We start from the raw sequence: 24,707 nt of genomic DNA, 5'->3' as shown, positions 1-24,707 counted from the left end.
TGCTGGAGATGGCCGTTGAAAGCCCTCGACGAACTGACCTTCGACAACCGCTTCGCCCGCCTGGGCGACGCGCTCTCAACTCATGTACTGCCTGAGCCCATCGGCGAACCACGACTGGTGGTTGCCAGCCCGGCGGCCATGGCCCTGCTCGACCTCGACCCGAGTGTTGCCGAAACGCCAGTGTTCGCCGAACTGTTCGGTGGTCACAAGCTGTGGGCAGAAGCCGAGCCGCGGGCGATGGTCTATTCCGGGCACCAGTTCGGTTCCTACAACCCACAATTGGGCGATGGTCGCGGGCTGCTGCTGGGCGAGGTCTACAACGAGGCCGGCGAACACTGGGACTTGCACCTCAAGGGTGCCGGGCAAACGCCGTACTCGCGCATGGGCGACGGCCGGGCGGTGCTGCGTTCATCGATTCGTGAGTTCCTGGCGTCTGAAGCGTTGCACGCACTGGGCATCCCGACCACCCGCGCACTGTGCGTCATTGGTTCGAACACCCCGGTCTGGCGCGAGAAACAGGAACGCGCGGCCATGGTCCTGCGCCTGGCAGCGAGCCATGTGCGCTTCGGGCATTTCGAATATTTCTACTACACCAAACGCCCCGAACAGCAGAAAGCCCTCGGCGAACACGTGTTGGCGATGCATTTCCCCGAGTGCCTGGAACAGCCGGAACCGTACCTGGCGATGTTCCGCGAAGTCGTCGAGCGCAACGCCGAGCTGATCGCCAAATGGCAGGCCTATGGCTTCTGCCACGGGGTGATGAACACCGACAATATGTCGATCCTCGGCGTCACCTTCGACTTCGGTCCGTTTGCCTTCCTCGACGATTTTGACGCCAACTTCATCTGTAACCATTCCGATGATCAGGGTCGCTACTCGTTCAGCAATCAAGTGCCGATCGGCCAATGGAACCTCAGCGCACTGGCCCAGGCCCTGACACCATTCATCAGCGTCGAAGCCCTGCGCGAAACCCTCGGCCTGTACTTCCCGCTGTATCAGGCTCATTACCTGGACCTGATGCGCCGTCGACTCGGCTTGACCACTGGCGAAGAAGACGACCAGCAACTGGTCGAAAACCTGCTGCAACTGATGCAAAACAGCAGCGTCGACTACAGCCTGTTTTTCCGCCGTCTGGGCGATCAAGCCGCCGAGCTTGCCGTCGCCCGCTTGCGCGACGACTTCGTCGACATCAAGGGCTTCGATGCCTGGGCCGAGCGCTACTGCGCACGCGTCGCCCGCGACGGTAACAGCGATCAAGCACAGCGCCGCGCCCGCATGCACGCGGTCAATCCGCTCTACATCCTGCGCAATTACCTGGCGCAGAAAGCCATCGATGCGGCGGAGAGTGGCGACTATGCCGAGGTCCGCCGTCTGCACGCGGTACTGAGCAAACCGTTCGAGGAACAACCTGGGATGGAAAGTTATGCAGAGCGGCCGCCGGAGTGGGGCAAGCATTTGGAAATCAGTTGTTCGTCTTGAAACCCGTCAAGTACCGACCGGCCAGTTAAATGTTTACTCGAAAAATGAACAGGGACGTTCCATGCATTACCAACAGCATCTCAGCATCGGAGAACTGATCGGGCTTCTCAGACAACAGGAAAAAACCCTGCATTTCTGTGTCTATGGCACTCAGGATTCCAGCACCATCACCTTGCAAACCGTGTGCGTGATCGAAGCCTTTCCGCAAATCACCGACAACGACGAAGAAATCTATCCGGACTTTGTCATCCGCCAGGGTCTTGAGTTCTGGTTCAGTGACGACTTGCTCGAAGATGTGGTGATGAGTGCACTGCAGCACAAACCCTCGGTAACAGACGTCGAGTTGCTCAAGGCGATCAGGTATTACGCCGAGCACGATTGCTTCATGAGTTTTTACTGCCCCCCTCCTGCCACCCCGTAACAACACGCGACAAGGACGTTCCCGTGCAAGGATTGCTGTCTATCGGCATCATGCTGCTCCAAGTGCTGTCACTGGCGATTTTCATTGGCAGCATTTGGGCGTATCGCTTCAAATTCAAGTGGTTTCGTGGCTTACGCCAGTGGCGGGCTATGCATTGCTTACGGCATCAACATGTTACGGCGGATTCGCCAACGTCGGCCTCATGCCGAAGACGCTCAAACGCCCATTGCTGCAACGATGCCCCTTTCTAACCAAGACGAGGTATCGGAGTGATGAGCAATGGCGGCAAAAACGACTTCCTTGCACAAGAATCGGACTCGACTGAGCCCGCGCTCATGAGCTGGTCGATCAACGTTCAAACACGGCCGACCGGTGCATGGGATATCACGATGGCGTTGTTGGTGCTGTTCGGAGTCATCTCCCTGACATACGGCCTCTATGAAGAGCACTTCAGCGCACCCGGCGGTGAGGCAAAGTCCGTGCTGTTCAGCACTGGCTTTGGCGCGGCCTGGCTGTTCATCACCGGTTACCTGTGGACCATGGTGGTTCACCGCAAAATCACCTATCACTACAGCATCCACACCGGTAATGGTTGGTGCCTGCAGCATTTGGCCGTCCCGAACCATGCAGGCCGGATCCTTGAACTGCTGCAGATCGGCGTCCCTCTACTGAGTTTTGTTCTGATACTCGACAACCCGCCACTGACCTGGTTGCTCGCACTGCCCGTCGCAGTGACCCTGATAGGTCCACGCTCTTGGTTGGGATTGGACCTCAACACGCGCTCGAAAATCTCGGCACCCTGGAGCACCTGTCAACGCGTGCTAATCGACCGCCAAAATAACCGGGTTATCGCCTATCAGGCTGACCGCAATGACATGTTCGAGGTTTATCTGCCAGAACACCTGCTGGAGAGCTACCTGAAGACACTGAGTTCGTTACTGCCAAGCAATGCCCTGTTCGAGCAGGCTCACTAACTCTGCGCGCGATCCTGACAGCGCCACTGGCGAAGAAGACGACCAGCAACTGGTCGAAAACCTGCTGCAACTGATGCAAAACAGCAGCGTCGACTACAGCCCGTTTTACCGCCGTTTGGGCGATCAAGCCGCCGAACTTGCCGTCGCCCGCTTGCGCGACGACTTCGTCGACATCAAGGGTTTCGATGCCTGGGCCGAGCGCCCGCCTGAGTGGGGCAAGCATCTGGAGATCAGCTGTTCGTCTTGAGGGCGGTCAGATAAAGGTTTCTATCGCCGTTCTGAAGTCGGCACTACAGGCAGTCACATGGCCATGATGCGCAAGAACTTGCGCAGCATGCCTGTGGATAACCAGCTTTTGATCAGACTCGCAGCATCGCCTGTATGGCTTTCAAGGCACTGCGCAAGTTCTTGCGCTGTGGTGCGCAAGAACTTGCGCACTTTTCTTGAAAATTTATCGATATCAGCTTTAGACAAACTATAGCTTATTGATTTTTATAGATTAAATTTAAGTGGCATGAAGCTTGATCACTATCAGGTGTGCATCGGGCGATTTTCCTCTCCCGGATACCTTCGATTGATCAGGCAAGGAAAGCATTCATGCCAACACCCGCATATCTGTCCCTATCAGGCGCCACGCAAGGATTCATCACTGAGGGCAACCTCACTCGAGACTCGGTAGGGAATGTCTATCAGGACGCCCATCAAGATCAGATTCTGGTTCAAGCATTCAGTCACCAGGTCATCATCCCTCGCGACCCGCAGTCCGGACAGCCAACCGGTCAACGCGTTCACAAACCCCTGATGATCACCAAAATCTTCGACAGGTCCTCACCACTGCTTTTCGCGGCCCTGACCAGCGGCGAGCAAATGACCGAATGCCACATCGAGTGGTACCGAACCTCAACTCTCGGTACTCAGGAGCTCTACTTCACCACCACCCTCGAAGACGCCATCATCGTAGAGATCCAGTCGCACATGCCCAATTGCCAGGACCCTGGCAACGCGCACTTCACTCACCTGGAAGATGTGTACTTCAGCTACCGCAAAATCACATGGGAGCATGTCATCTCCAATACATCCGGTTCTGATGACTGGCGTGTTCCAATCGCAGGCTAAGGCTGCACCACCGATTCGTTGCAGCGACCAGCGTTGCTAATGGCATCCAAAAACCAAAGTGCGCAAGAAGTTGCGCACTCACCTTCCGAAAAACACCACCCCATCCTGCTCCAGGCCCAGCCGCACAAGGCCTGTAGCCAAGTGCGCAAGAAGTTGCGCAGCACTGCGCAACTTCTTGCGCACATTAGCGACTCTTCCTACAGAAAAACCGGACAAGCCCGACACTGACAACGCATATATCATTGATTTATATACGAAATGTACTACATGGCACGAAGCTTGATCTGTAAGGAGTACCCACCGGGCGATCTCGCCTCCCGGGCACCCTCATTTATTCAGCAAGGAGAGCATCCATGGCTACACCAGCGTATATGTCCATCACTGGCACCAAACAAGGCCTTATCACTGCCGGTGCATTCACCGCTGATTCGGTTGGCAACACCTACCAGGAAGGTCACGAAGACCAGGTCATGGTTCAGGGTTTCAACCACGAAGTGATCATCCCGCGTGACCCGCAGTCCGGCCAACCCACCGGCCAGCGCGTGCACAAGCCAGTGAAAATCACCAAGGTTTTCGACAAGTCCTCGCCACTGCTGCTGGCTGCGCTGACTTCCGGCGAGCGCCTGACCGAAATCACCATCCAGTGGTACCGCACTTCGGCTGCCGGCACCCAGGAACACTACTTCACCACCAAGCTTGAAGACGCGATCATCGTCGACATCAAAGACTACATGCACAACTGCCAAGACCCGGCGAACTCGCACTTCACTCACCTGGAAGACGTAGAGTTCACCTACCGCAAAATCACCTGGACCCACGAAGTCTCCGGTACTTCGGGTTCCGATGACTGGCGTTCCCCGGTCGCTGGCTAAGTCTGGCCGACCGTTACAAAACATCGGCCAGCGCTGCTGGTCGATGTTGTTTGTGCCACCCAAGAATTCTTGCCTTCGTTGATCGCCCACTCAGGGCTTGATGGATGCTGCAGCACTGCACGAGGAACATCGGATGTTCGCGCCGGCCAACCAGACTCACTTCGCCCTGACCGTAGAAGGTCTGGCGAACGATTTCCAGGTACTTGCCCTCACTGGTCGAGAAGCCATCAGTCAGCCATTTCAGTTCGACGTCGAACTGGTCAGCGAAAACCCGTCCCTGGACCTCGAAAGCCTGTTGCATAAACCGGCGTTTTTGCAGCTCTCGCAAAACGGCACGGGCATTCATGGGCAGATCTATCGCGTGGCCCAAGGCGATACCGGTAAACGCCTGACCCGCTACTCGGTGACCCTGCGCCCCCAGCTGTCTTACCTTGCGCACCGCATCAACCAACGCATCTTCCAGAACCTCAGCGTGCCGAAAATCATCGGCCAGGTCCTCGAAGAGCACGGCATCCAAAGCAATGCCTACGAATTCAAAGTCGGGGCGATTTATCCCGAGCGCGTGTATTGCGTTCAGTACGATGAATCGGACCTGCATTTCATCCAGCGCCTGTGCGAGGAAGAAGGTATCCACTACCACTTCCAGCACAGCACCACCGCCCACAAGCTGGTGTTCGGCGATGACCAGACGGTGTTCCCGAAACTCGCGCCCGTGGCCTACCAGCAAGACTCCGGCATGCTCGCCAACGACCCGGTGATCAAGCGCTTCGACCTGCGCCTGGAAACCCGCACCAGCCGTACCACGCGCCGCGACTACGACTTCGAAAAGCCGCGCATCACCCTCGAAAGCGAGTCCCGTGGCGACGCCAAACCGGACCTCGAAGACTACGACTATCCAGGCCGCTTTATCGACCGCGAACGTGGCAAGCACCTGGCCAAGCGAAACCTTGAACGGCACCGCAGCGACTACCAACTGGCCGAAGGCAAAAGCGATCAGCCGCTGCTGGTCAGCGGGCATTTCCTCGCCCTGAGTCAGCACCCCAAAGCCAAATGGAACGATCTCTGGCTGCTCACTGAAATCCTTCACGAAGGCAAGCAGCCACAGGTGCTCGAAGAGTCGGTGACCAGCGACACCACCGACCTCAAGGACGACTTCCACCAGGGCTACCGAAACCGCTTTCAGGCCACGCCGTGGGACGTGCCCAACCGTCCGCCGCTGATGCACCCGAAACCGCGCATCCTTGGCAGCCAGAGCGCGGTGGTCACCGGCCCCAAAGGTGAAGAAATCCACTGCGACCAGTACGGTCGGGTGAAAGTGCAATTTCACTGGGACCGCATCGGTGCGGCCGACGACAAGACCAGCTGCTGGCTGCGCGTCTCGTCCGCCTGGGCCGGCGCCCACTACGGCGGCATCGCCATCCCGCGGATCGGCATGGAAGTGCTGGTCACCTTCCTCGAAGGCGACCCCGACCAGCCGCTGATCAGCGGCTGCCTGTACCACAAGGAAAACGTCGTCCCCTACGACCTGCCAGCGAACAAAACCCGCAGTACTTTCAAGAGCCTCAGCTCACCCGGTGGCGGTGGCTACAACGAGCTGCGCATCGAAGACAAGAAAGGCCAGGAACAGATCTTCCTGCACGCCCAGCGCGACTGGGATGAAAACATCGAGCACGACCAGAAAATCCGCGTCGGCAACGAACGCCACGACACCGTCGAGGCCAACAGCTATAGCGAGTTCAAGGCCGAAGAACACCACACCGTCCACAAAGACCGCAAAGTCGAAACCCGCGCCAATGACCACCTGACCGTCGGCGTGAACCAGCACATCAAAATCGGCACCGGCCAATTCATCGAAGCCGGTCAGGAAATCCACCTCAGCAGCGGCCTGAAAGTGGTGCTCGAAGCCGGCAGCGAACTGACCCTCAAGGGCGGCGGCAGCTTCATCAAGATCGACGCCGGCGGCGTGACCCTCAGCGGGCCGGCGATCAATATGAACAGCGGCGGCAGTCCGGGCAGTGGGACGGGAGCTGCGCCGATATTGCCGGGGCCGTTGAAGCAGGCGGATGCGGACAAGGCTGGGCAGTTGCTGGTGCCGGCGCAACGGCAGGCGCTGATGCGCGGCACCCCACGCTGTGAGATCTGTGAGCAAGCGGCCAAGGAGCCAGCGGCGAAGGAGAACGCTACGTGAACAATGTTTCCCAGGCCAATTTCTTGCTGATTGATGGTGTATTACGGCCCGACGCGATTACCCATCTCTACCAGCGCAGTGAACCGTTGGAGATTGAGCCGCTGTACATCGGAACGCGATGGCAAGAGCTGCATGACCTGGGTCCGATATTGGTATCGCTTCGAGGCTCATCCGACTTGATCAGCGAGACGCTCCAAAACGCTATTCAACCGGCAGACTCCAGCCTTTTGTACAGTCTCGCGCCGATGAATATCGTAGCGGGCCATTTGCGGCGCTTCATTGCTCCGCCGGATGTACTTGGCAGCAACGCTCTGCTGCGTTTTGCCGACCCATTGGTGGCACGTTATTGGTTAGGTAGCTATCAAGGTGCGCACTTGGATGCAATGCTTGGCCCGATAGAAGCCTGGCACGTGCCCGAAAACCAGCACTCCTGGGAGCTTGCGGGGTCATCCGAATGGCGAAGCATTTTTCGTGCAGCATCTCCCCCTGAGTGGGTTGATGCCTACGCTCAATTGGGAGAAATACAGCTGAGTGCGCTGGACCAGGCTGCCCGTTGGCGCTTCATGGAACGGCTAAACCAGAGTTTCGAGCGGCGCCATCCTCAGCTCCTGGCACAACTGGATACCAGTACCCGGACTCAGTGGTTCAATAAGCGGTTGGATGAAGCCGATGCCTGGGGGCTGTCGAGCGAACGCAGCCTCGCGATCTGGGTCGAATACACTTTGCGTTGGGGCGAAGGATTTACGCTACACCCCAACACCCCCTACCAGCACTGGTTGGCCCGTACACCCAAGGCGCTGAAGCTTTCACCCGAGTTGCGTATCCAGCAGATGGATGACGATTGCCTGGACGTCGAAATGATCAAGGAAGTGTGATGACTCAGCCCGCAACAGAAGCCCAACTGAAACAGGCTAGACGTAACCAAGAGTTTACCAACACCCCCATGGGGAAAGGCCAATGTCCACTGATGCAGGGGGAAGTGGCTATATTTCCGGTGCGTTATGCTTTGGACGAGTCCCCGATAAAAAAGGGCAGCAGCCAAGGGCCACATCCACTGCCAAAAAACTGGTCAAGCAAACCGCCAGAGCTGAAAACACGCAGTTATACCCTGCGCCAATTGCGCGACGGTTGGCTCTATGTGTGGAACAGTATCGACAAGACCTTTCATGAGTACCAGATAAAAGCCGAACAGTTCACTCGTCACAAATGGACCGACAGCCAGCTGAACAAGGACGTGCGCAACAACCCGGGCGAGACGCACCCGTACCTGCTCTATCCGCGACGTAGCCAATTGCGTATCGCTTACTCGCCTGTGCAATGGACCTGGCGCATGTGCGAGTTGATGCGCAACAGTGCCACCGAACAAACCCAATGGATGCGTAAGATTGATCTGCCAGCGTTTTGCGGCAGCGGGAAAGTCGCCCACGGTGACGCGATCACAGAGCTTGGTAAAAGTGTCGCGGATATTCTGGTTTCGGGCAAAAAAGCCTCGACCTTCACCAGCACCCTTTTGCCGACCAAAGCAACAGACACTGGCGCTCCGTTCAAGCCGGCCTTTGAAGAAGCCCTGGTACGCGGCAAAGTTCCAGCACAGGATACTGCCCTCTTCGTCGCTTTGGATGATCCACTGGCGATGGTCGATGACCTGAACATGAACCTGATCGGTCGGCTCATGGAACACAGTCAATTCGAAGCCCTGCATCAACACAAACTGCAAAGTGCGTTTGCCGTGCAGAATTTGTGTGGGTTCGATGCCGATCCTTTTATTCCGCCCTCGATCAAAGACCCGATTCAGCGGCAAGCCTATACCGATGACCTGTACACACTTCTGAAAACCAATGATGAAGTCGAACGGGGCAAAGACCTGGTACCTGCCGATCAAGCTGGAATGGTGGAGATGGGAGCCACATCGACAGTCGCTGCCGCCGAAACCCCATTCAAGGCTAAATGGGGGCAACTGCCCGATCAAAACAAATGGAAAAAAGCCCTTGAAGAATGGAACGCCAAACGTTTTTGGCGCGAGGACGTGCGCTTTGACGAAGCACAGAAGTACCTGAGCCAGACCACCACCGAGGCACAACGGCTCCACGACCATTGTCAACGCAGCGAGCGTGATCTGATCACCTGGCTCGACCAACTCAGCCCCAGCGCTGAGGCGGTCTACCACGATACCTGCAATGAAGACCAAGCCAGTCTGCTTCTGGAGACCGCCCACGCTATTTACACGGCACTGGGCAATGGGGAGAACGGGCAAAAGTGGTTGTGCAAACAGGCCAGGCAACCGAGCACACTGTTCAGCATGGCGCTGTTCAACTTCAACCCGGAAGTCGCCACTTTGATAAAGAAGGTGACGCACAACTTCAGCACTACCGGCAAGCTTGATGACCAGGGCAGTGAAGGCGACGGCAGCTCACCCGCGTTGGCTCCGACCTCCTCGGGCGATGCCACGAACATTGGCACCCGCACCGGTGAAATCAAAGCGGTCTTCGACCTGGAGGTCGTCCAGAACAGCAAGCTCTACAAGGCCATGAGCAGTGCCGCCAAGCAAGCCATGACCACCCTGATCAAGGTCGCCAACAACCAGGCCAGGGACGCCTGGCATGGGCTGAGCACTCTGCTGTTACCGGCGATGAAACAACAAGCGGCGCTGACTCTCGCCGCGCCCCAGGTGTTGATTTCCACCGAAATTTCCAGCGCCACCCAACTGACCTTCAACCCGACCTACCAGCGCGACTACCAGGCCTGGCTGCTGGAGGTCGTAACCGTGAAGAATAAAATAACGGGCGACAAAGGAGTGTTGCGCCGTCCCGGTGCGGCTTACGATCAACGCTCAGCGCGCCTCTCTCTGCAATCCCATGAAGAGCAATTGAAAAACCTGCTCTTGAAACGCCCCAATCAGATCGTCGCCAAAGCGTCTGGCAGCACTCGTCTGCGTGTCGGCATACCGCAAATCAACAGTTGGCTCGCCGACCTGGGACAAACCGAGGTGATGGCGCAACTGAAAATTGCAGGCACCCAGGAGTATCTGACACGCACCCAAGCCTGGATGGGCCAGAACCTGGGCAATGCCCTGCCCGCCCTGGTGGTCGGTTTGAACCTGTGGAATGTCTATAGCAGTGCCAAACAAGCGCAAAACGACGGTAAGTTTTCTGCCGATGAATGGCGCACTGTGGGTGCTAACGCCGCCTACGCTGCCAATGCTATTGCGGCGCTGTGGGTCGGGCCGGCGTGGAGTCGTGCGGGAGAGATGTCTACGCAGCTAGGTAGGAGGACACTGACCCTTGCACAAGCAGGATACACCGAATGGTCTGACGCTATTGCTGCGAGAAAGACTGGCGAATCAGCAATTGCTCACGAGTTTGCAGCGGCTTCGAAAGGCCTGATATTGCGCACTGTGACGTGGGCAGTATTGGGAGTCACTGCGACCGGGCTTGAGGCTTGGCAGATTTCCCAAGACGCCGGCGGCGCCACCAGTGAGGAAGAAAAAACGCTGCTGTGGATGAAGTTTGGTGTGGTTTTCGGGATGTCTTTTGTTGCCACGACCCAACTAGTTGGCGCAGTCCTCGGCCGTTGGTTTAGCTTTGCCTGGGTGATGTCCACTCCGGTGACGATCATTGTGGCAGTCCTCGGAATCGCCTATTTGATGATCACCATGGCCGCCAACCGCTACAAGCGCGAGGGACTGCGTCTATGGCTGTACCGTTGCAGCTGGGGACGCGGGGCAACACCTGAATGGTTAGGTGAAGAGGGCCATCCAAAACAGATGCAGGCCCTGCTGGAGACCCTGCAACGACCGAGCGTCGTGGGCAGAGCCTTGTATTACGGCGGCGGCAGTACCCCAAGAAAATGGTTGGGCTTCTGGGTGCAGGTCCAGGTGCCCAACGGGTTGGCGGGCAAAGAGGTGACCTTGCAACCGGCGATGATCGAAAAGAATTATTTTTCTAAAGATGAACTGCAAACCACAAAAAGTAGCTTTTACGACCAGTTTCTCAACGGAAACTGGGTAGACCCGAAGCTGCTCGGACAGTTGCCAGACGGTGCCGGCAGTAAAACCAGCCCGGCTGACTTCAGTTATACCAGCACCGAACAGCACCGTCTTTGGCAAGTGTGGATCGACACCTCGACAGACAGTCCGATCCTTGAATTGGAGGTCAAGTATCCGGCCGGAGTGCTTCAGCGCACTGACGGACGCGGCTATATGTTTCGATTGGCGCTTGAGTGGGCTGCGAGTGAAGCTGACCGAGCCAACAATGCCTTTAGCGGTGAGCTAAAGGACGACATCGTACTGGCCCAAAAAAGCACCCAGCTGTTGAAGCTGGCCGTCCCTAACTGAATGGATCAATGAGCCCTACAATGTTCAATTTTGACAAAGCACTTGATCTGCCGCCGCAACTCCATTGGAAGTATGCCGCCGAATCAGAGTTGTTGGGGTGGACGATTCGGGCACGCAATTACAATACGTTTGTGGCTAATTGCATGTTTACATTTATGGCCGCACTAATACTGGGAGGCTCATTCATCATGTACTCGGTATATGAGGGCATGAGTCAACCTTGGCGCACACTGTCTTGCGTTTTTTTTTACACGCTCATGTTATTTACAACTTTCTCCATGACCCACCAGCGAATGAATTTTGCCTATCGCTTTACTCAATCCGGAGTGGAGTGCTGCGAGTGGAAGGATTTCCCTAAATGGGCATTGACGTTTTTGAAGTGGCTTGCTGGGATTACGGCGATTATTTTCGTCTTCCTGGCGGCCATTGATCCAGCATTCCTGATTGGTGCACTGATAGGTCCGGGAGGGATAGGCTTGATGTATCTCTCGATGGCGAACTCGAGGAGCTACCAAAAAATGCAGACCCAATACCATCATCTGACATACGAATGGAAGGATTTCACACAGCTGGCCATTGCAACCAATAGAGACGTTGTGGACTTAAAGTACACCATGTATGACAACGGAATTGTAACTTGGAGTCAGAATATTTTTTGCAAGCGCAAGCAAAAAGAAAACGTAGCCAAACTCATCAAACCTTATTTATCTCCGAGTGTACCGTTTATCAAAGCCAAAGTTAATGTACCACTTAGCACTGACTAACGTTTGGTATGTGTGGTGCATACAACCACTTTTATTACCGACAACCGCCTCGCGCAAATAATCCCCTTTTCTGCTTTTCTGACCTTGAAGCAGGCCGTCCCTAACTGAATGAATCAATGAGCCCTACGATGTTCAATTTTGACAAAGCACTTGAGCTGCCGTCGCAACTCCAATGGAAATATGCCGACGAACCAGAACTGTTGGGATGGACGATTCGGGCACGCAATTACAATACGCTTGTAGCTAATTGCATGTTTGCATTTATGTCCTTAGTGTTATTTGGCCTTTCTATGTTTTTGTATTCCGCATACCACGACCTGAATCAACCTTGGCGGACCTTGTCGTGCGTATTTTTTTATGTACTCATGTCATTTACGATTTCGTGCATGACCCACCAGCGAATGAATTTTGCCTATCGCTTTACTCAATCCGGAGTGGAGTGCTGCGAGTGGAAGGATTTCCCTAAATGGGCATTGACGTTTTTGAAGTGGCTTGCTGGGATTACGGCGATTATTTTCGTCTTCCTGGCGGCCATTGATCCAGCATTCCTGATTGGTGCACTGATAGGTCCGGGCGGGATAGGCTTGATGTATCTCTCGATGGCGAACTCGAGGAGCTACCAAAAAATGCAGACCCAATACCATCATCTGACATACGAATGGAAGGATTTCACACAGCTGGCCATTGCAACCAATAGAGATGTTGTGGACTTAAAGTACACCATGTATGACAACGGAATTGTAACTTGGAGTCAGAATATTTTTTGCAAGCGCAAGCAAAAAGAAAACGTAGCCAAGATCATCAAACCTTATTTATCTCCGAGCGCACCGCTTATCAAAGCCAAAGTTAATGTACCACTTAGCACTGACTAACGTTTGGTATGCGTGGTACATACAACCACTTTTGCTACCGCCAACCGCCTCGCGCAAATCACCCCAAGAAAGGGGCGCCACGGATTTATTCTCGGGACACTCAACTAAAATAAATCCGCCCCCTTTTTCCGTGAAAAACAATAATAGATGCTTCTGGCGCCTCTATTTTTATTAAAAACTTAAGCGACTTAAACCCCATAGGTGCTACATTATGGAGTTAAAAAACTTTTTCCGACCCACCACATTGGTCACCAGATGGACATTAAACACGTTCTACTCATCATTTTAAGCATTTTTTCAACATCAGCGCCTGCCCAAAATATCGGATTTGGATTCATTAAAAATGATCCGGACAAGAAGACCTATTTATATACCACTCAGGAAATTGCAATCGGCGAAGCCATTTCAGTCCAGTTCCCTAAAACCAACGGAACCGCTGCTTGCTGCAAGTTAACAAAGTCAAATGGAGAAAAACGGCAACCGGGCGATGTAATCGATCTGCTCAACGAGTCCGACATGCACGCCTACGGGCTCGACATTCAATATAAAGAACCTTTTATCGGCATAGCTGTAGTTGGCAAAAACGCAAATGAAAATGGCGCCACAGCGGTTGAGGTTAAGGGTCAACGGACAATAATCAGCACCTGTTTAAGCCAAGAAGGCATCCATCTTTTCTCAAGAAAAAATGGAATATTGAACGGTCACTTATACTTAAACCTTGGATACGGCATAGAGCCAAATTCTAATTCTTGCGAAACGGAAAAGCACCGCTCCGTACCGACCGACGTATCCAGCTACATCGAAAGTAGAGATAACTGTGACTCTCTACGCGGCGATATCCCTGAGCCGGACCCCGCCGACCCGGGCAACCTCAACCGTGTCATCAGCGATATCAACAAATACTGCAAGGGCACAGACCAAAAACTGAAGCAGTTGAAAGAGAAATATTCCGGCAACGAAAGCATTATGAAATTGCTCTCTACTTATGAAGAGAACATTGAAGCTGACATGAGTTTTTAGATTCACTCATCAGGGACAAGAAAGGGCCACGGATTTATTTTCGGGACACCCCCAAAAAGAAACCGTCCTAGGACATTTCCCGCACGCTGTAGCGCCTTGGATGAACTTGTCCCAAATCGACCACGCAGATAGTCTTCACAAGTCGCCACATAATCAGCGACCAGTTTTGACAGACTGAACAGTATCAAGGCATGCAAATGCCGCTATGCGGCTCCATAGCTCAGGGAGCTTCACCATGAAAAAGATCACCCTCAAACCACTCAGCCTCACCGCCACCGATTCCCTCGACACTCCAAACCAGACCCAACGTCCGAGCCCCATCTTCACCGTCACCCCCAACATCGACACCGAAACCCTGCTAATCCACGCCAGCGAAATCCTGGCCTCGCTGAACGCGATGACCACCGACCTGGCCTTTGAGCTTGAAGGCGCGCACCGCAACGTGGCGCTGGGCATTCAGCAGATGATCGTGTTGGGCGAGTTGCTAGTGAACAGAGCGCTGGAGAACCTCGACCTGCCCGATTCGGCGGGCAGCCGGCTCAATCCGTCCGCCGTCCATTGACGGGCCGCGCTGTTTTATCGAATGGAGAGTTCCCCAAGTCTCGATAGATACCTATCACCGGCCTGAACTGCAACGTCCCTTCCCCGCTGATCGTCACCGAAGCCCCGCTCGACGTGCTGCGCGAAACAGTGGCCTTCCGCATCCGCAGCGCCACCCAACTGCTGGAAACATTCGCCCTGGCGATGGCTGCGACATGCTGAACGTCATCGGGCGACCTTGGGGTCGCCCATTTTTTTGCACTCGCCTGCACACCTTGATAATCCACGGCCTCGGCTCCAGATTGGTTGCATTGCCCACTTTCTGGAGCCCCTTCATGTCTGAACCCCTGTTGATCCCCTGCCCCCACTGCAACGGCCTCAACCGCATCCCCGCCGAGCGCCTGGGCGATCATCCCAAGTGCGGGCGCTGCAAAGCCGAAGTCCTGCTGAACAAACCCTTCGAGCTGACGCAAGGCGATTACGCCAGTCAGATCAAGGGTGATCTGCCGTTGCTGGTGGATGTGTGGGCGGATTGGTGTGGGCCGTGCAAGTCGTTTGCGCCGGTGTTCGAGCAGGCGGCGGGGCAGTTGGCGGGCAAGTGTCGGTTGGCGAAGCTCGACAGCGAGGCGAATCAGCAGTTGTCGGCGCAGCTGGGGATTCGTTCGATTCCGAGTTTGATTCTGTTCAAGAACGGTCGGGAGGTGGCGCGTCAGAGCGGGGCGTTTCCGTTGCCGCAGTTGATGAGCTGGTTGCGTAGTCAGGGAGTTTGATGACCTGAAGTAGAAGGCTCAGCTCAGAACTTTGTGGCGAGGGGGCTTGCCCCCGCTCGGCTGCGAAGCAGTCGTAACGTCGACGATTGAGACTTAATAGACAAACCGCAATGTCAGATTTTAGGGCCGCTTCGCGGCCCAACGGGAGCAAGTACCCTCGCCACAGGGGACCGTGTTCAGTGGGCGGCTGTCAGGTGTTTTCCAGCAGGTTGTGCAGTTCGACGAACTGCTGGGTCAGTTTGTGCCGGGGGTCGAGGTGGATCAGTGGCATGTTGGCCTGGTGGGATTCGCGCATGCGCACCGAGCTGCCCAGGTACACCGGTAGCACCGGCAGGCCTTCGGCGATCAGTTCGTCGAGCATCTGCTGCGGCAGGCTCGCGCGGGCCTGGAACTGGTTGACCACGATGCCTTCGACTTGCAGCTCTTCGTTGTGGTCTTCCTTCAACTCTTCGATTTCCGCCAGCAGGCCGTACAGCGCCTGACGGGAGAAGCTGTCGCAGTCGAAGGGAATCAGCACACGATCGGCGGCGATTAACGCCGACACCGCGTAGAAGTTCAACGCTGGCGGAGTGTCGAGGTAGATCCGGTCGTAGTCTTCGGCCAGTTCGTCGAGCAGTTTGCGCAGTTTGTTGATCTTGTGTTTGGCCTCGAGCTTGGGCTGCAAGTCGGCCAGCTCGGCGGTGGCAGTGACCACATGCAGGTTGTCGAACGGGGTTTCGTAGATATCGACCTGGTTTTTCTTCGAGAACGGCCCGGATGACAAGGTCTGTTTGAAGAAGTCGGCGATGCCCATCGGGATGTCGTTGCCGGTCAAACCCGTCAGGTACTGAGTGGAGTTGGCCTGGGCATCGAGATCCACCAGCAGCGTGCGATAGCCTTCGCTGGCGCTGACCGCCGCCAGATTGCAGGCAATACTGGATTTGCCCACGCCACCTTTCTGATTGAACACCACACGCCGCATGTCAAAACCTCCGTGTATCAAAGAATGACCGAGTGTAGTTGCCGACACCGCAGCTTCGCTACCTCGTTGGCAGTCAGACTGCACGGTCAGCTGCAATCTCGGCAAAAAAACGACCGACTTCGCCCTTTGAGTGATGAATCAACTGACAGACACGTCTGTAAAAAACCGAATAATGGCAAAACGACAGCTTTTTCGCGGATAAACGGCATGGCACACCGAACAAAATGGGGCCAGTATTTGCTGAAAGCCCGCCGCACCGGGATAATGCGCGCCACTCGGCGGTAGCGTCATGCCGGGTCAGTCGCCGGTCAATCGACTCACCGCGTCAAGGAAGCCCGCAGGGGCGGGATGAATTTTCAGTGATCAAATTCAATATCGCCCAATGGCGCGCTTGGGCCCCTGGGCTCGAAAGCGTGGACGATTGGCAAGCCTGGAGCCGACAACCGGTCGTGCTCGAGAACAGCGATGCCGCCCCCGACGTATCGTTTTTGCCGGCCATGCAGCGTCGGCGACTCAGCCGTCTGGCGCGGATGGCCTTTAGTGTCGGCTGGCCGTTGGCCGAGGGTCACGAACAGCTACCGTTGGTCTTCATTTCTCGTCACGGCGAAACTCCGCGCACCTTCGAGATTCTCAACGACCTGGCCGCCGATCAGCCGCTGTCGCCGACTCAGTTCAGTCTGTCGGTGCACAACGCCGTCATCGGCCTGTGGTCGATCATGCGCGGCGAAACCAGCGAGATGACCGCCCTCGCGGCGGCCGGCGATGGCCTTGAACACGGCATGCTAGAGGCCGCCGCGTTGCTTGAGGAAGGCGCGCCGGCGGTATTGCTGGTGATCACCGAAGAGCAACCGCCGCAAGCCTACTCGACCTGGATCGACGATGTGCCGTTCCCGTATGCGGTCGGCCTGTTGATCACACCCGGAAATCAGTGGCAGCTGTCTCTGAACAGCACCTCGGATACGTTGTCCAAACCCCATTGGCCCCATGCGCTGAATCTGTTGAGTACCCTGCTCGGCCAGCAGACCACCTGCCAACATGCCTGGAAAAATCGTGTATGGACCTGGCAACGCAACCAGTAACCGATAAAAACCGCGACGCCTATTACTGGCGCCTGCTGGCCACTGCCTTGAGTTTCACCCTCTTCGGGTTGGGCGGGCTGTGCCTGCGGCTGGTGATTCTCCCGGTGCTCGGCTGCCTGCCGGGCGATGCCCAGGCCCATCGACAACGAACGCGGCATATTGTCAGCCGGATATTCCGCTCCTTTGTCCGGTTCATGGCCCGCACAGGCGTGCTGACCTACGACATCCAGGGTGCGGAAAAACTCGGCCGTCCGGGACAGATGATCATTGCCAATCATCCCTCGTTGATCGATGTCGTGTTCCTGATCGGCCTGGTGCCCCATGCCAACTGCGTGGTCAAGAAAAGCCTCTGGGAAAATCCTTTCACTCGCGGCCCGCTACGCCGCACCGGGTACATCAGCAACGACGGCAGCATGGACATGCTCGACGCTGCTGCCGACGCGCTGAAAAGCGACCAGACCCTGATCATCTTTCCCGAAGGCACCCGCACCCAACCCGGCCAACCGCCGGCCTTTCATCGGGGCGCGGCAGCAATCGCCCTGCGCGGTGCGAGAATCGTCACCCCGGTGGTCATCAAGGTCAGCCCCACGACCCTGACCAAGGCCGAGCCTTGGTATCGGATCCCCAAACGTCGCGTGCACTTCAGTTTCCGTGTCGGGGCCGATATAGACCCACAGGCCTTCGCAGCGCTGGGCCCTGCACCTCAGGCCTCGCGCAAGCTCAACGATTATTTTCACCATTACTTTATTAAGGAGCTCGCCGAAGATGAGCGATCTGAAGCTTGAGATAAAACTGTTGATCATTGACGCCCTTGGCCTCGAAGACATCGGCGTGCAGGACATCGGCGACGAGCAGACGCTATTCGGCGAAGGCCTGGGCCTGGACTCGGTCGACGCGCTGGAGCTCGGCCTGGCGATCCAGAAAAAGTACGGCATCAAAATCGACGCCGATGCCAATGACACCCGTGGTCACTTCACCAACGTGGCGAGCCTTGCGGCGTTCGTCACTGCAAAACAGGCAGCTTGAGACCGGACCATGCAAACTCGTGACGACATCTTCAACACCCTGCGTGATGCCCTGGTCGAACTCTTTGAGCTGGAACCCGAACGCGTGACCCTGGACGCCAACCTGTATCAGGACCTGGAAATCGACAGCATTGATGCCGTCGACCTGATCGATCACATCAAACGCCAGACCGGCAAGAAAATCGCCGCCGAAGAGTTCAAGTCGGTGCGTACCGTCGGCGACGTGGTCGAGGCGGTCTACCGTCTGGTTCAACCGGCCGCATGAGCCGACTGATCGGCCTCGGCCTGCTGCTGGCGGGCCTGCTGTACCCCTTTGCGGTGTATTTCGGCATGGAACATTTTGCCCCGTGGCAGTTCGGTCTGTTGCTGGGCGGATTGTGGCTGGCCCGTGCGCTGCTGGGCGAGCGACGCCCCGGCAGCGTCTGGATGGCGGTGGTTGCCATTGCTTTTTGCCTGCTGCTGGCGCTGTTCGACAGCCCTGTGTTGCTGCGCTGGTACCCGGTGCTGATGAGCGGTTTCATGCTGGCGTTGTTTGGCCTGAGCCTGAAGTTCGGGCAACCGATGATCGAGCGGCTGGCGCGTTTGCGCGAACCGCATCTGCCGGACAAGGCCATTGTTTATACCCGCCAGGTGACGATCGCCTGGAGTGTGTTTTTCCTCTGTAACGGTTTGCTCGCGGCCGCCCTGACTCTCTGGGCGCCGTTGAGTTGGTGGATGTTGTACACCGGCCTGATCTCCTACGGGTTAATGGGTTTGCTGTTTGCCATTGAATGGCTCATACGACAACGGGTACGAGGCCACCCATGAATTGGATAAAACTTGAGCAACTGTTGCTCAAGGCACTACCTGCGCGCGCCGTCACGGCGGATCCAGCGCTCAATCACGCCGACCTGTGCGAGCAGGCCCTGCGCCTCGCCGCTGGCCTGCAAGCACAAGGTGTGACGCGTATTGCCGTGCACCTGGAAGATGCCGCGCAACTGGCGATTGCCCTGCTCGGCGCCTGGCGTGCCGGGGTCAGCGTGCTGCTGCCTGCCGATCTGCAACCCCAAACCCGTCTGCGCTGGTCGACGGCGGTCGATCTGTGGCTGACCGATCTGGCAGACGACGCACAGCTGACTGACTTCCAGCAGGCGCCGCTGGCTGCCGCCGAACTGGATCTCGATCACTGCCACCTGAGCCTGTGCACATCCGGCTCCAGCGGCGAACCCAAGCGCATCGAGAAAACCCTGCGGCAACTGGCCAATGAAGTTCAGGCGCTGGAGCACTTGTGGGGCGCGGACCTGGGCAACGCCTGCATCATCGGCAGCGTCGGCACCCAGCACATCTATGGATTGCTGTTTCGGGTGCTGTGGCCGCTGTGCGCCGGGCGTCCGTTCGTACGCCGGCAATTGGCGTTCCCGGAAGACCTGCAGCGCACCAGTCGCGAACATCCAGCCTTCGCCTGGGTTGCCAGCCCGGCGCTGCTCAAGCGCATGGGCGACAACCTCGATTGGCCGGCCTTGAGCGCAGTCCGCCGAGTGTTTTCTTCCGGTGGCGCGTTGCCGGCCGAGGCGGCGCAACGCTTGCACGCACGCCTGCAACAATGGCCGACGGAGATTCTCGGCAGCTCGGAAACCGGTGGCATTGCCTGGCGTCAGGGCGACGATCTCTGGCAACCCTTTGCCGATGTCGTGCTGAGTCAGGACAGTGACGGGGCCCTGCTCATCGCCTCGCCGTACTTGCCGGTCGACCACGTTGAACATACCGCCGACGCCGCGCACATCGCCGCCGACGGTCGTTTCGAACTGCTTGGACGGCTGGACCGGATCGTCAAGCTGGAAGAAAAACGTATCTCGCTGCCGATGCTGGAACAGGCGCTGATGGCTCACGACTGGGTCGCCGAAGCGCGCCTCGGCGTGGTTCAGGAGAACCGGGCCTCGCTGGGAGCCTTGCTGGTGCTGAGCGAACAGGGTCTGCACGCGTTGCGCAACCAAGGCCGGCGTACCCTGACCCAGGAACTGCGTCAGCACTTGAGTCAACATTGCGAAACCCTGGCCCTGCCGCGCCGCTGGCGCTTGTTGCGTCAACTGCCGCTGAACGCCCAGGGCAAACTGCCGCAAGCCGACGTTGAAGCCCTGCTGCTGGCGCCCCGTCCAAAGGCGCCGCATGTATTGGAACAGGTCGAAGCCGATGGCGAGTGGAGCCTGCAACTGGCGGTGCCGCCGGACCTTGCCTACTTCAGCGGCCACTTCCCGCAAACGCCTGTATTGCCGGGCGTGGTGCAAGTCGAATGGGCGCTGAACCTGGGTCGGCAGCTGATGGAGCTGCCGATAAAGTTTGCCGGCATGGAAGTGCTGAAGTTCCAGCAACTGGTGCGCCCCGGCGATGAAATCCAGCTGCATCTGCGCTTCGACCCATTGCGCAGCAAATTGTATTTCGCCTATCGCAATGAGACGGCTACCTGCTCCAGTGGACGAATTTTACTGGAGGCCGCAGATGTCTAAAGTTATGCATCTGTGGCGAGGGAGCTTGCTCCCGCGGGTCGGTCCGCGCTCGGGCGCAACAGCCCCAAAACCCTCCAATGCGGCCTGCCAGGTTTCGTCCGCAGGATTGATTGCGAGCGCTTCGCACTCGAACGGGAGCAAGCTCCCTCGCCACAATGAATCCGAGCAAGGGACAACACATGCATAACCCCTGCGCCGTGATCCCGGTCTACAACCACGAAGCCGCCGTCACCAACGTGGTCGACGCGCTGCTCGCCAACCATCTGCCGTGCATTCTGGTGGATGACGCCAGCAGTCCGGCCTGTGCCGCGGTACTGGAGCAACTGGCCCGGCGCGACCAGGTTTTCCTGATCAAACTCGCCGTCAATCAGGGCAAGGGCGGCGCGGTCATGAGCGGGTTTCGCGAAGCTTCGCGCCTGGGCTTCAGTCACGCCTTGCAGGTGGACGCCGATGGTCAGCACGACTTGAGTGACGTTCGGACCTTCATCGAGCAGTCACGCGCCCATCCCGACGCACTGATCTGCGGCTACCCGCTGTACGACGCCAGTGTGCCGAAGGGCCGTTTGTATGCCCGCTACCTGACGCACGTGATGGTCTGGATCAACACCCTTTCGTTGCAGATTCGCGACTCCATGTGCGGTTTTCGCCTCTACCCGTTGCCGCCGACGCTGGCGCTGATCAATTCGGTGAAGATCGGCAATCGCATGGACTTCGACACTGACATCATCGTGCGCCTGGCCTGGCGCAATCTGCCGATGCGCTGGCTGCACACCAAGGTTCACTACCCCCTGGATGGCGTCTCGCATTTTCGTCTGTTTCGCGACAATGTGCTGATTACGAGCATGCACACCCGCCTGTTCTTCGGCATGCTGTTACGGGCGCCGGTCATTCTTTGGCGACGGTGGCGAACATGAGCATCAATGCAGACAACGAGCACTGGGCCGATCACAAGGAACGCGGCAGTTTCTGGCTGATGAAATTCACCGCACTCTGCGCAAAAGTGCTCGGGCGTCGGCTGTTGAGCCCGCTGCTGTACGGCATCGTCTTGTACTTTTTCCTGTTCGGTCGCAGCGCCCGCCACAGCGCCTGGCAATACCAGCAGCACCTGGCCGACTGGAGCGGCCGCAGCGAATTGCGCCCGTCTCATTGGCGGGTGTTTGGCCAGTTCATGGCCTTCGCCGACTCCATGCTCGACAAGCTCGACGTGTGGAACGGCAAGTTGAGCATCGAACAGATCGAAATCATCGACCCGGCGCTGTTGCGCAATCAATTGCGCGGCTCACGCGGGCAGATGCTGGTGGGCGCTCACCTGGGCAATCTCGAAGTCTGCCGGGCCCTCGCCGAACTCGGTGAAAGGGTCACCATGAACGTGCTGGTGCACACCAAGCACGCCGAGCGTTTCAATCGCCTGCTGGGCGAAGCCGGCGCGACCAATCTGCGGCTGATCCAGGTCAGCGAACTGGACCCGGTGATCATGCTGCAACTGAGCCAGCGCCTGGAACGCGGCGAGTGGCTGGCGATTGCCGGCGACCGCGTGCCGCTGCACGGCGGGCGCAGCGTGACGGTGGACTTCCTCGGTCATCCGGCCGCGTTCCCCCAAGGTCCGTGGCTGCTGGCCGGCCTGTTGAAGTGCCCGGTCAATTTTCTGATGTGCCTGAAGAAACCAGCCGGTGACTATCGACTGATCATCGAGCCCTTCACCGATGCGGTGGTATGGAAGCGCAGCGACCGCGAGCAAGTGATTCACCACTGGGCCACGCGCTATGCCGAACGCCTCGGCCAGTGCTGCCTTGAAGCGCCCCAACAATGGTTCAACTTTTACCCATTCTGGAAGACCGATGACGACGCATCTGCTTGAGCCGGTAACCTTCGGCGAACTCCCTTTGCGCATCGAAGACGTGCTGGCCCTGGCCAACCGTCAGGCGCCCGTGCAACTGCAAAACGACAGCGAATACCGTGAACGCATCGCCAAGGGCGCGCGGTTTCTCGATTCGTTGCTGGACAAGGAAGGCGTGATCTACGGCGTGACCACCGGTTACGGCGATTCCTGCGTGGTCGCGGTGCCGCTGCATCATGTCGAAGCGCTGCCGCGTCATCTGTACACCTTTCACGGTTGCGGCCTGGGTAAACTGCTCGACGCCCAGGCGACCCGCGCGGTGCTTGCGGCGCGTTTGCAGTCGCTGTGCCACGGCGTGTCCGGGGTTCGCATCGAGCTGCTGGAGCGCCTGCACGCCTTCCTCGAACACGACATTCTGCCGCTGATCCCGGAAGAGGGTTCGGTGGGCGCCAGCGGCGATTTGACACCGCTGTCATACGTTGCCGCGACCTTGTCCGGCGAGCGCGAAGTGCTGTTCAAGGGCGAGCGCCGGCAGGCTGCCGACGTCCATCGCGAACTCGGCTGGGAGCCGCTGGTGCTGCGCCCCAAGGAAGCGCTGGCGCTGATGAACGGCACGGCGGTAATGACCGGCCTCGCCTGCCTGGCTTACGCCCGTGCCGACTACCTGCTGCAACTGGCGACGCGCATCACTGCGCTGAACGTGGTTGCCCTGCAAGGTAACCCGGAGCACTTCGACGAGCGCCTGTTCGCCACCAAGCCGCACCCGGGCCAGATGCAAGTGGCCGCGTGGTTGCGCAAGGATCTGGCAATCGACGCCCCGACCGCGCCGCTGCATCGTCTGCAAGACCGCTATTCGCTGCGTTGCGCGCCGCATGTGCTCGGCGTGTTGGCCGACAGCCTGAACTGGCTGCGTTCGTTCATCGAGATCGAACTCAACAGCGCCAACGACAACCCGATCATCGACGCCGAAGCCGAACGCGTGCTGCACGGCGGGCACTTCTACGGCGGGCACATTGCCTTCGCCATGGACAGCCTGAAAAACCTCGTCGCCAACGTTGCCGACCTGCTCGACCGTCAGCTCGCGCTGCTGGTGGACGAACGCTACAACCACGGTTTGCCGAGCAACCTGTCGGGCGCCAGCGCCGAGCGCGCGATGCTCAACCACGGCTTTAAAGCGGTGCAGATCGGCACCAGCGCCTGGACCGCCGAAGCGTTGAAAAACACCATGCCGGCCAGCGTGTTCTCACGCTCCACCGAATGCCACAACCAGGACAAAGTGAGCATGGGCACCATCGCTGCCCGCGATGCGATCCGCGTGCTGGAGCTGACCGAACAGGTTGCCGCCGCGACCCTGTTGGCGGCCAATCAAGGGGTCTGGTTGCGCAGCCAGGCAGAAGACGCCCGGCCATTGCCGCCGGCGCTGGCGGCGATGCACGCAGAGCTCGCCAAGGATTTTGCGCCGGTCATTGAAGACCGCGCCCTGGAAGGTGAATTGCGCCTGTGCCTGCAACGCATCGCCGAACAACACTGGAGGCTGCATGCGTAGCAAGGGAGTGCTTCACGCCGATACGCAAATCCTCGTGCCGTTCTTCGACGTCGATTCGATGAACGTGGTCTGGCACGGCCATTACGTGAAGTACCTGGAAGTTGCCCGCTGCGCCCTGCTCGACCAGCTCGGCCACAACTACACCGCCATGCAGGAATCCGGCTACGCGTGGCCGGTGATCGACCTGCAACTGCGTTATGTGCGCGGCGCGGTGTTCGGCCAGACGCTCAACGTGCGCGCCAGTCTGGTGGAATGGGAAAATCGCCTGAAGATCAGCTACCTGATCAGCGACCTCGCCACCGGTGAACGCCTGACCCGCGCCAGCTCGGTGCAGGTTGCCGTGCACGTCGCCAGCCGCGAGATGCAACTGGCGTCGCCCAAGGTGTTTACCGATGCGGTCGAGAGGATGTTGCCATGACCTTTAGCA

General features: G+C 57.7%; 25 protein-coding genes and 1 pseudogene. 24 read left to right on the top strand and 2 right to left on the bottom strand.

The window, feature by feature from the left end:
- The first annotated feature begins 15 nt into the window (after nucleotides 1–15).
- The 4 genes and pseudogenes from selO to AC1RJ3_RS00885 all read left to right on the top strand — a co-directional run.
- Nucleotides 16–1,479 carry a protein adenylyltransferase SelO gene (selO, locus tag AC1RJ3_RS00900; RefSeq protein ID WP_103317202.1) on the top strand — a complete coding sequence of 488 codons (1,464 nt, stop codon included), beginning with the start codon at nucleotides 16–18 and terminating at the stop codon, nucleotides 1,477–1,479.
- A 61-nt stretch (nucleotides 1,480–1,540) separates the two neighbouring features.
- On the top strand, nucleotides 1,541–1,900 hold the full coding sequence (locus tag AC1RJ3_RS00895; protein ID WP_103317200.1) for a DUF7716 domain-containing protein: 360 nt from the start codon (nucleotides 1,541–1,543) through the stop codon (nucleotides 1,898–1,900).
- Between the two features lie 335 nt (nucleotides 1,901–2,235).
- The gene (locus AC1RJ3_RS00890; RefSeq protein ID WP_146039820.1) at nucleotides 2,236–2,874 is read left to right on the top strand and encodes a hypothetical protein; all 639 of its coding nucleotides are present in this window, start codon (nucleotides 2,236–2,238) and stop codon (nucleotides 2,872–2,874) included.
- Nucleotides 2,875–2,899: 25 nt separating this feature from the next.
- Nucleotides 2,900–3,121, top strand: a pseudogene (locus tag AC1RJ3_RS00885) (hypothetical protein); the annotation flags it as partial.
- Between the two features lie 53 nt (nucleotides 3,122–3,174).
- Here AC1RJ3_RS00885 and AC1RJ3_RS00880 read toward each other — a convergent pair.
- Nucleotides 3,175–3,348: a hypothetical protein gene (locus AC1RJ3_RS00880; protein ID WP_347928702.1), complete on the bottom strand. Its 174-nt coding sequence runs from the start codon at nucleotides 3,346–3,348 to the stop codon at nucleotides 3,175–3,177.
- A 123-nt stretch (nucleotides 3,349–3,471) separates the two neighbouring features.
- Here AC1RJ3_RS00880 and AC1RJ3_RS00875 point away from each other — a divergent pair, with 123 nt between their 5' ends.
- The 10 genes from AC1RJ3_RS00875 (at nucleotide 3,472) to trxC (ending at nucleotide 15,349) form a co-directional block, all read left to right on the top strand.
- A complete protein-coding gene (locus tag AC1RJ3_RS00875; RefSeq protein WP_054595279.1) occupies nucleotides 3,472–3,990 on the top strand; it encodes an Hcp family type VI secretion system effector in 519 nt (172 codons plus the stop codon).
- Nucleotides 3,991–4,343: 353 nt separating this feature from the next.
- Nucleotides 4,344–4,862: an Hcp family type VI secretion system effector gene (locus AC1RJ3_RS00870; RefSeq protein ID WP_054595278.1), complete on the top strand. Its 519-nt coding sequence runs from the start codon at nucleotides 4,344–4,346 to the stop codon at nucleotides 4,860–4,862.
- A gap of 133 nt (nucleotides 4,863–4,995) precedes the next feature.
- Nucleotides 4,996–7,050 carry a type VI secretion system Vgr family protein gene (locus AC1RJ3_RS00865; protein ID WP_493077001.1) on the top strand — a complete coding sequence of 685 codons (2,055 nt, stop codon included), beginning with the start codon at nucleotides 4,996–4,998 and terminating at the stop codon, nucleotides 7,048–7,050.
- On the top strand, nucleotides 7,047–7,925 hold the full coding sequence (locus tag AC1RJ3_RS00860; protein WP_347928700.1) for a DUF4123 domain-containing protein: 879 nt from the start codon (nucleotides 7,047–7,049) through the stop codon (nucleotides 7,923–7,925). Before AC1RJ3_RS00865 ends, AC1RJ3_RS00860 begins: the two co-directional genes overlap by 4 nt.
- The gene (locus AC1RJ3_RS00855) at nucleotides 7,925–11,383 is read left to right on the top strand and encodes a T6SS effector BTH_I2691 family protein (RefSeq protein WP_493076999.1); all 3,459 of its coding nucleotides are present in this window, start codon (nucleotides 7,925–7,927) and stop codon (nucleotides 11,381–11,383) included. The genes AC1RJ3_RS00860 and AC1RJ3_RS00855 overlap by 1 nt, the downstream gene beginning before the upstream one ends.
- 20 nt (nucleotides 11,384–11,403) lie before the next feature.
- Complete coding sequence (locus tag AC1RJ3_RS00850; RefSeq protein ID WP_493076997.1) at nucleotides 11,404–12,147, top strand: hypothetical protein; 744 nt, start codon at nucleotides 11,404–11,406, stop codon at nucleotides 12,145–12,147.
- A 128-nt stretch (nucleotides 12,148–12,275) separates the two neighbouring features.
- Nucleotides 12,276–13,019: a hypothetical protein gene (locus AC1RJ3_RS00845; protein ID WP_493076995.1), complete on the top strand. Its 744-nt coding sequence runs from the start codon at nucleotides 12,276–12,278 to the stop codon at nucleotides 13,017–13,019.
- A gap of 255 nt (nucleotides 13,020–13,274) precedes the next feature.
- Nucleotides 13,275–14,039: a hypothetical protein gene (locus tag AC1RJ3_RS00840; protein WP_493076993.1), complete on the top strand. Its 765-nt coding sequence runs from the start codon at nucleotides 13,275–13,277 to the stop codon at nucleotides 14,037–14,039.
- Nucleotides 14,040–14,274: 235 nt separating this feature from the next.
- Nucleotides 14,275–14,601, top strand: coding sequence for a DUF6124 family protein (locus tag AC1RJ3_RS00835; protein ID WP_493076991.1), 327 nt, complete (start codon nucleotides 14,275–14,277; stop codon nucleotides 14,599–14,601).
- 313 nt (nucleotides 14,602–14,914) lie between these two features.
- Nucleotides 14,915–15,349: a thioredoxin TrxC gene (gene trxC, locus AC1RJ3_RS00830; RefSeq protein ID WP_054595271.1), complete on the top strand. Its 435-nt coding sequence runs from the start codon at nucleotides 14,915–14,917 to the stop codon at nucleotides 15,347–15,349.
- A gap of 190 nt (nucleotides 15,350–15,539) precedes the next feature.
- On the opposite strand, the gene AC1RJ3_RS00825 is transcribed toward trxC, so the two are convergent.
- Nucleotides 15,540–16,310, bottom strand: a complete 771-nt coding sequence (locus AC1RJ3_RS00825; protein WP_054595270.1) for a ParA family protein — start codon at nucleotides 16,308–16,310, stop codon at nucleotides 15,540–15,542.
- Between the two features lie 359 nt (nucleotides 16,311–16,669).
- Here AC1RJ3_RS00825 and AC1RJ3_RS00820 point away from each other — a divergent pair, with 359 nt between their 5' ends.
- The 10 genes from AC1RJ3_RS00820 to AC1RJ3_RS00775 all read left to right on the top strand — a co-directional run bounded on the left by AC1RJ3_RS00820 (nucleotide 16,670) and on the right by AC1RJ3_RS00775 (nucleotide 24,698).
- Nucleotides 16,670–17,389: a beta-ketoacyl synthase chain length factor gene (locus tag AC1RJ3_RS00820; protein ID WP_054595269.1), complete on the top strand. Its 720-nt coding sequence runs from the start codon at nucleotides 16,670–16,672 to the stop codon at nucleotides 17,387–17,389.
- Nucleotides 17,365–18,174 carry a lysophospholipid acyltransferase family protein gene (locus AC1RJ3_RS00815; protein ID WP_054595268.1) on the top strand — a complete coding sequence of 270 codons (810 nt, stop codon included), beginning with the start codon at nucleotides 17,365–17,367 and terminating at the stop codon, nucleotides 18,172–18,174. The genes AC1RJ3_RS00820 and AC1RJ3_RS00815 overlap by 25 nt, the downstream gene beginning before the upstream one ends.
- A complete protein-coding gene (locus tag AC1RJ3_RS00810) occupies nucleotides 18,155–18,415 on the top strand; it encodes a phosphopantetheine-binding protein (protein ID WP_054595267.1) in 261 nt (86 codons plus the stop codon). The genes AC1RJ3_RS00815 and AC1RJ3_RS00810 overlap by 20 nt, the downstream gene beginning before the upstream one ends.
- Before the next feature lie 9 nt (nucleotides 18,416–18,424).
- Nucleotides 18,425–18,679 carry an acyl carrier protein gene (locus tag AC1RJ3_RS00805; protein WP_054595266.1) on the top strand — a complete coding sequence of 85 codons (255 nt, stop codon included), beginning with the start codon at nucleotides 18,425–18,427 and terminating at the stop codon, nucleotides 18,677–18,679.
- Entirely contained in the window at nucleotides 18,676–19,221 is a 546-nt protein-coding gene (locus tag AC1RJ3_RS00800; protein WP_054595265.1) for a COG4648 family protein, read from the top strand. The genes AC1RJ3_RS00805 and AC1RJ3_RS00800 overlap by 4 nt, the downstream gene beginning before the upstream one ends.
- The gene (locus AC1RJ3_RS00795; protein ID WP_347928693.1) at nucleotides 19,218–20,897 is read left to right on the top strand and encodes an ApeI family dehydratase; all 1,680 of its coding nucleotides are present in this window, start codon (nucleotides 19,218–19,220) and stop codon (nucleotides 20,895–20,897) included. The genes AC1RJ3_RS00800 and AC1RJ3_RS00795 overlap by 4 nt, the downstream gene beginning before the upstream one ends.
- 179 nt (nucleotides 20,898–21,076) lie before the next feature.
- The gene (locus AC1RJ3_RS00790) at nucleotides 21,077–21,811 is read left to right on the top strand and encodes a glycosyltransferase family 2 protein (RefSeq protein ID WP_054595263.1); all 735 of its coding nucleotides are present in this window, start codon (nucleotides 21,077–21,079) and stop codon (nucleotides 21,809–21,811) included.
- Complete coding sequence (locus tag AC1RJ3_RS00785; RefSeq protein ID WP_054595262.1) at nucleotides 21,808–22,755, top strand: lysophospholipid acyltransferase family protein; 948 nt, start codon at nucleotides 21,808–21,810, stop codon at nucleotides 22,753–22,755. Before AC1RJ3_RS00790 ends, AC1RJ3_RS00785 begins: the two co-directional genes overlap by 4 nt.
- Complete coding sequence (locus AC1RJ3_RS00780) at nucleotides 22,736–24,280, top strand: HAL/PAL/TAL family ammonia-lyase (protein WP_054595261.1); 1,545 nt, start codon at nucleotides 22,736–22,738, stop codon at nucleotides 24,278–24,280. The genes AC1RJ3_RS00785 and AC1RJ3_RS00780 overlap by 20 nt, the downstream gene beginning before the upstream one ends.
- On the top strand, nucleotides 24,273–24,698 hold the full coding sequence (locus AC1RJ3_RS00775) for an acyl-CoA thioesterase (RefSeq protein WP_019691416.1): 426 nt from the start codon (nucleotides 24,273–24,275) through the stop codon (nucleotides 24,696–24,698). The genes AC1RJ3_RS00780 and AC1RJ3_RS00775 overlap by 8 nt, the downstream gene beginning before the upstream one ends.
- The last annotated feature ends 9 nt before the right edge of the window (nucleotides 24,699–24,707 follow it).

The organism is Pseudomonas sp. GW822-FHT04C11, assembly GCF_058800905.1.
This window is presented reverse-complemented; position numbering and strand designations above follow the sequence as displayed.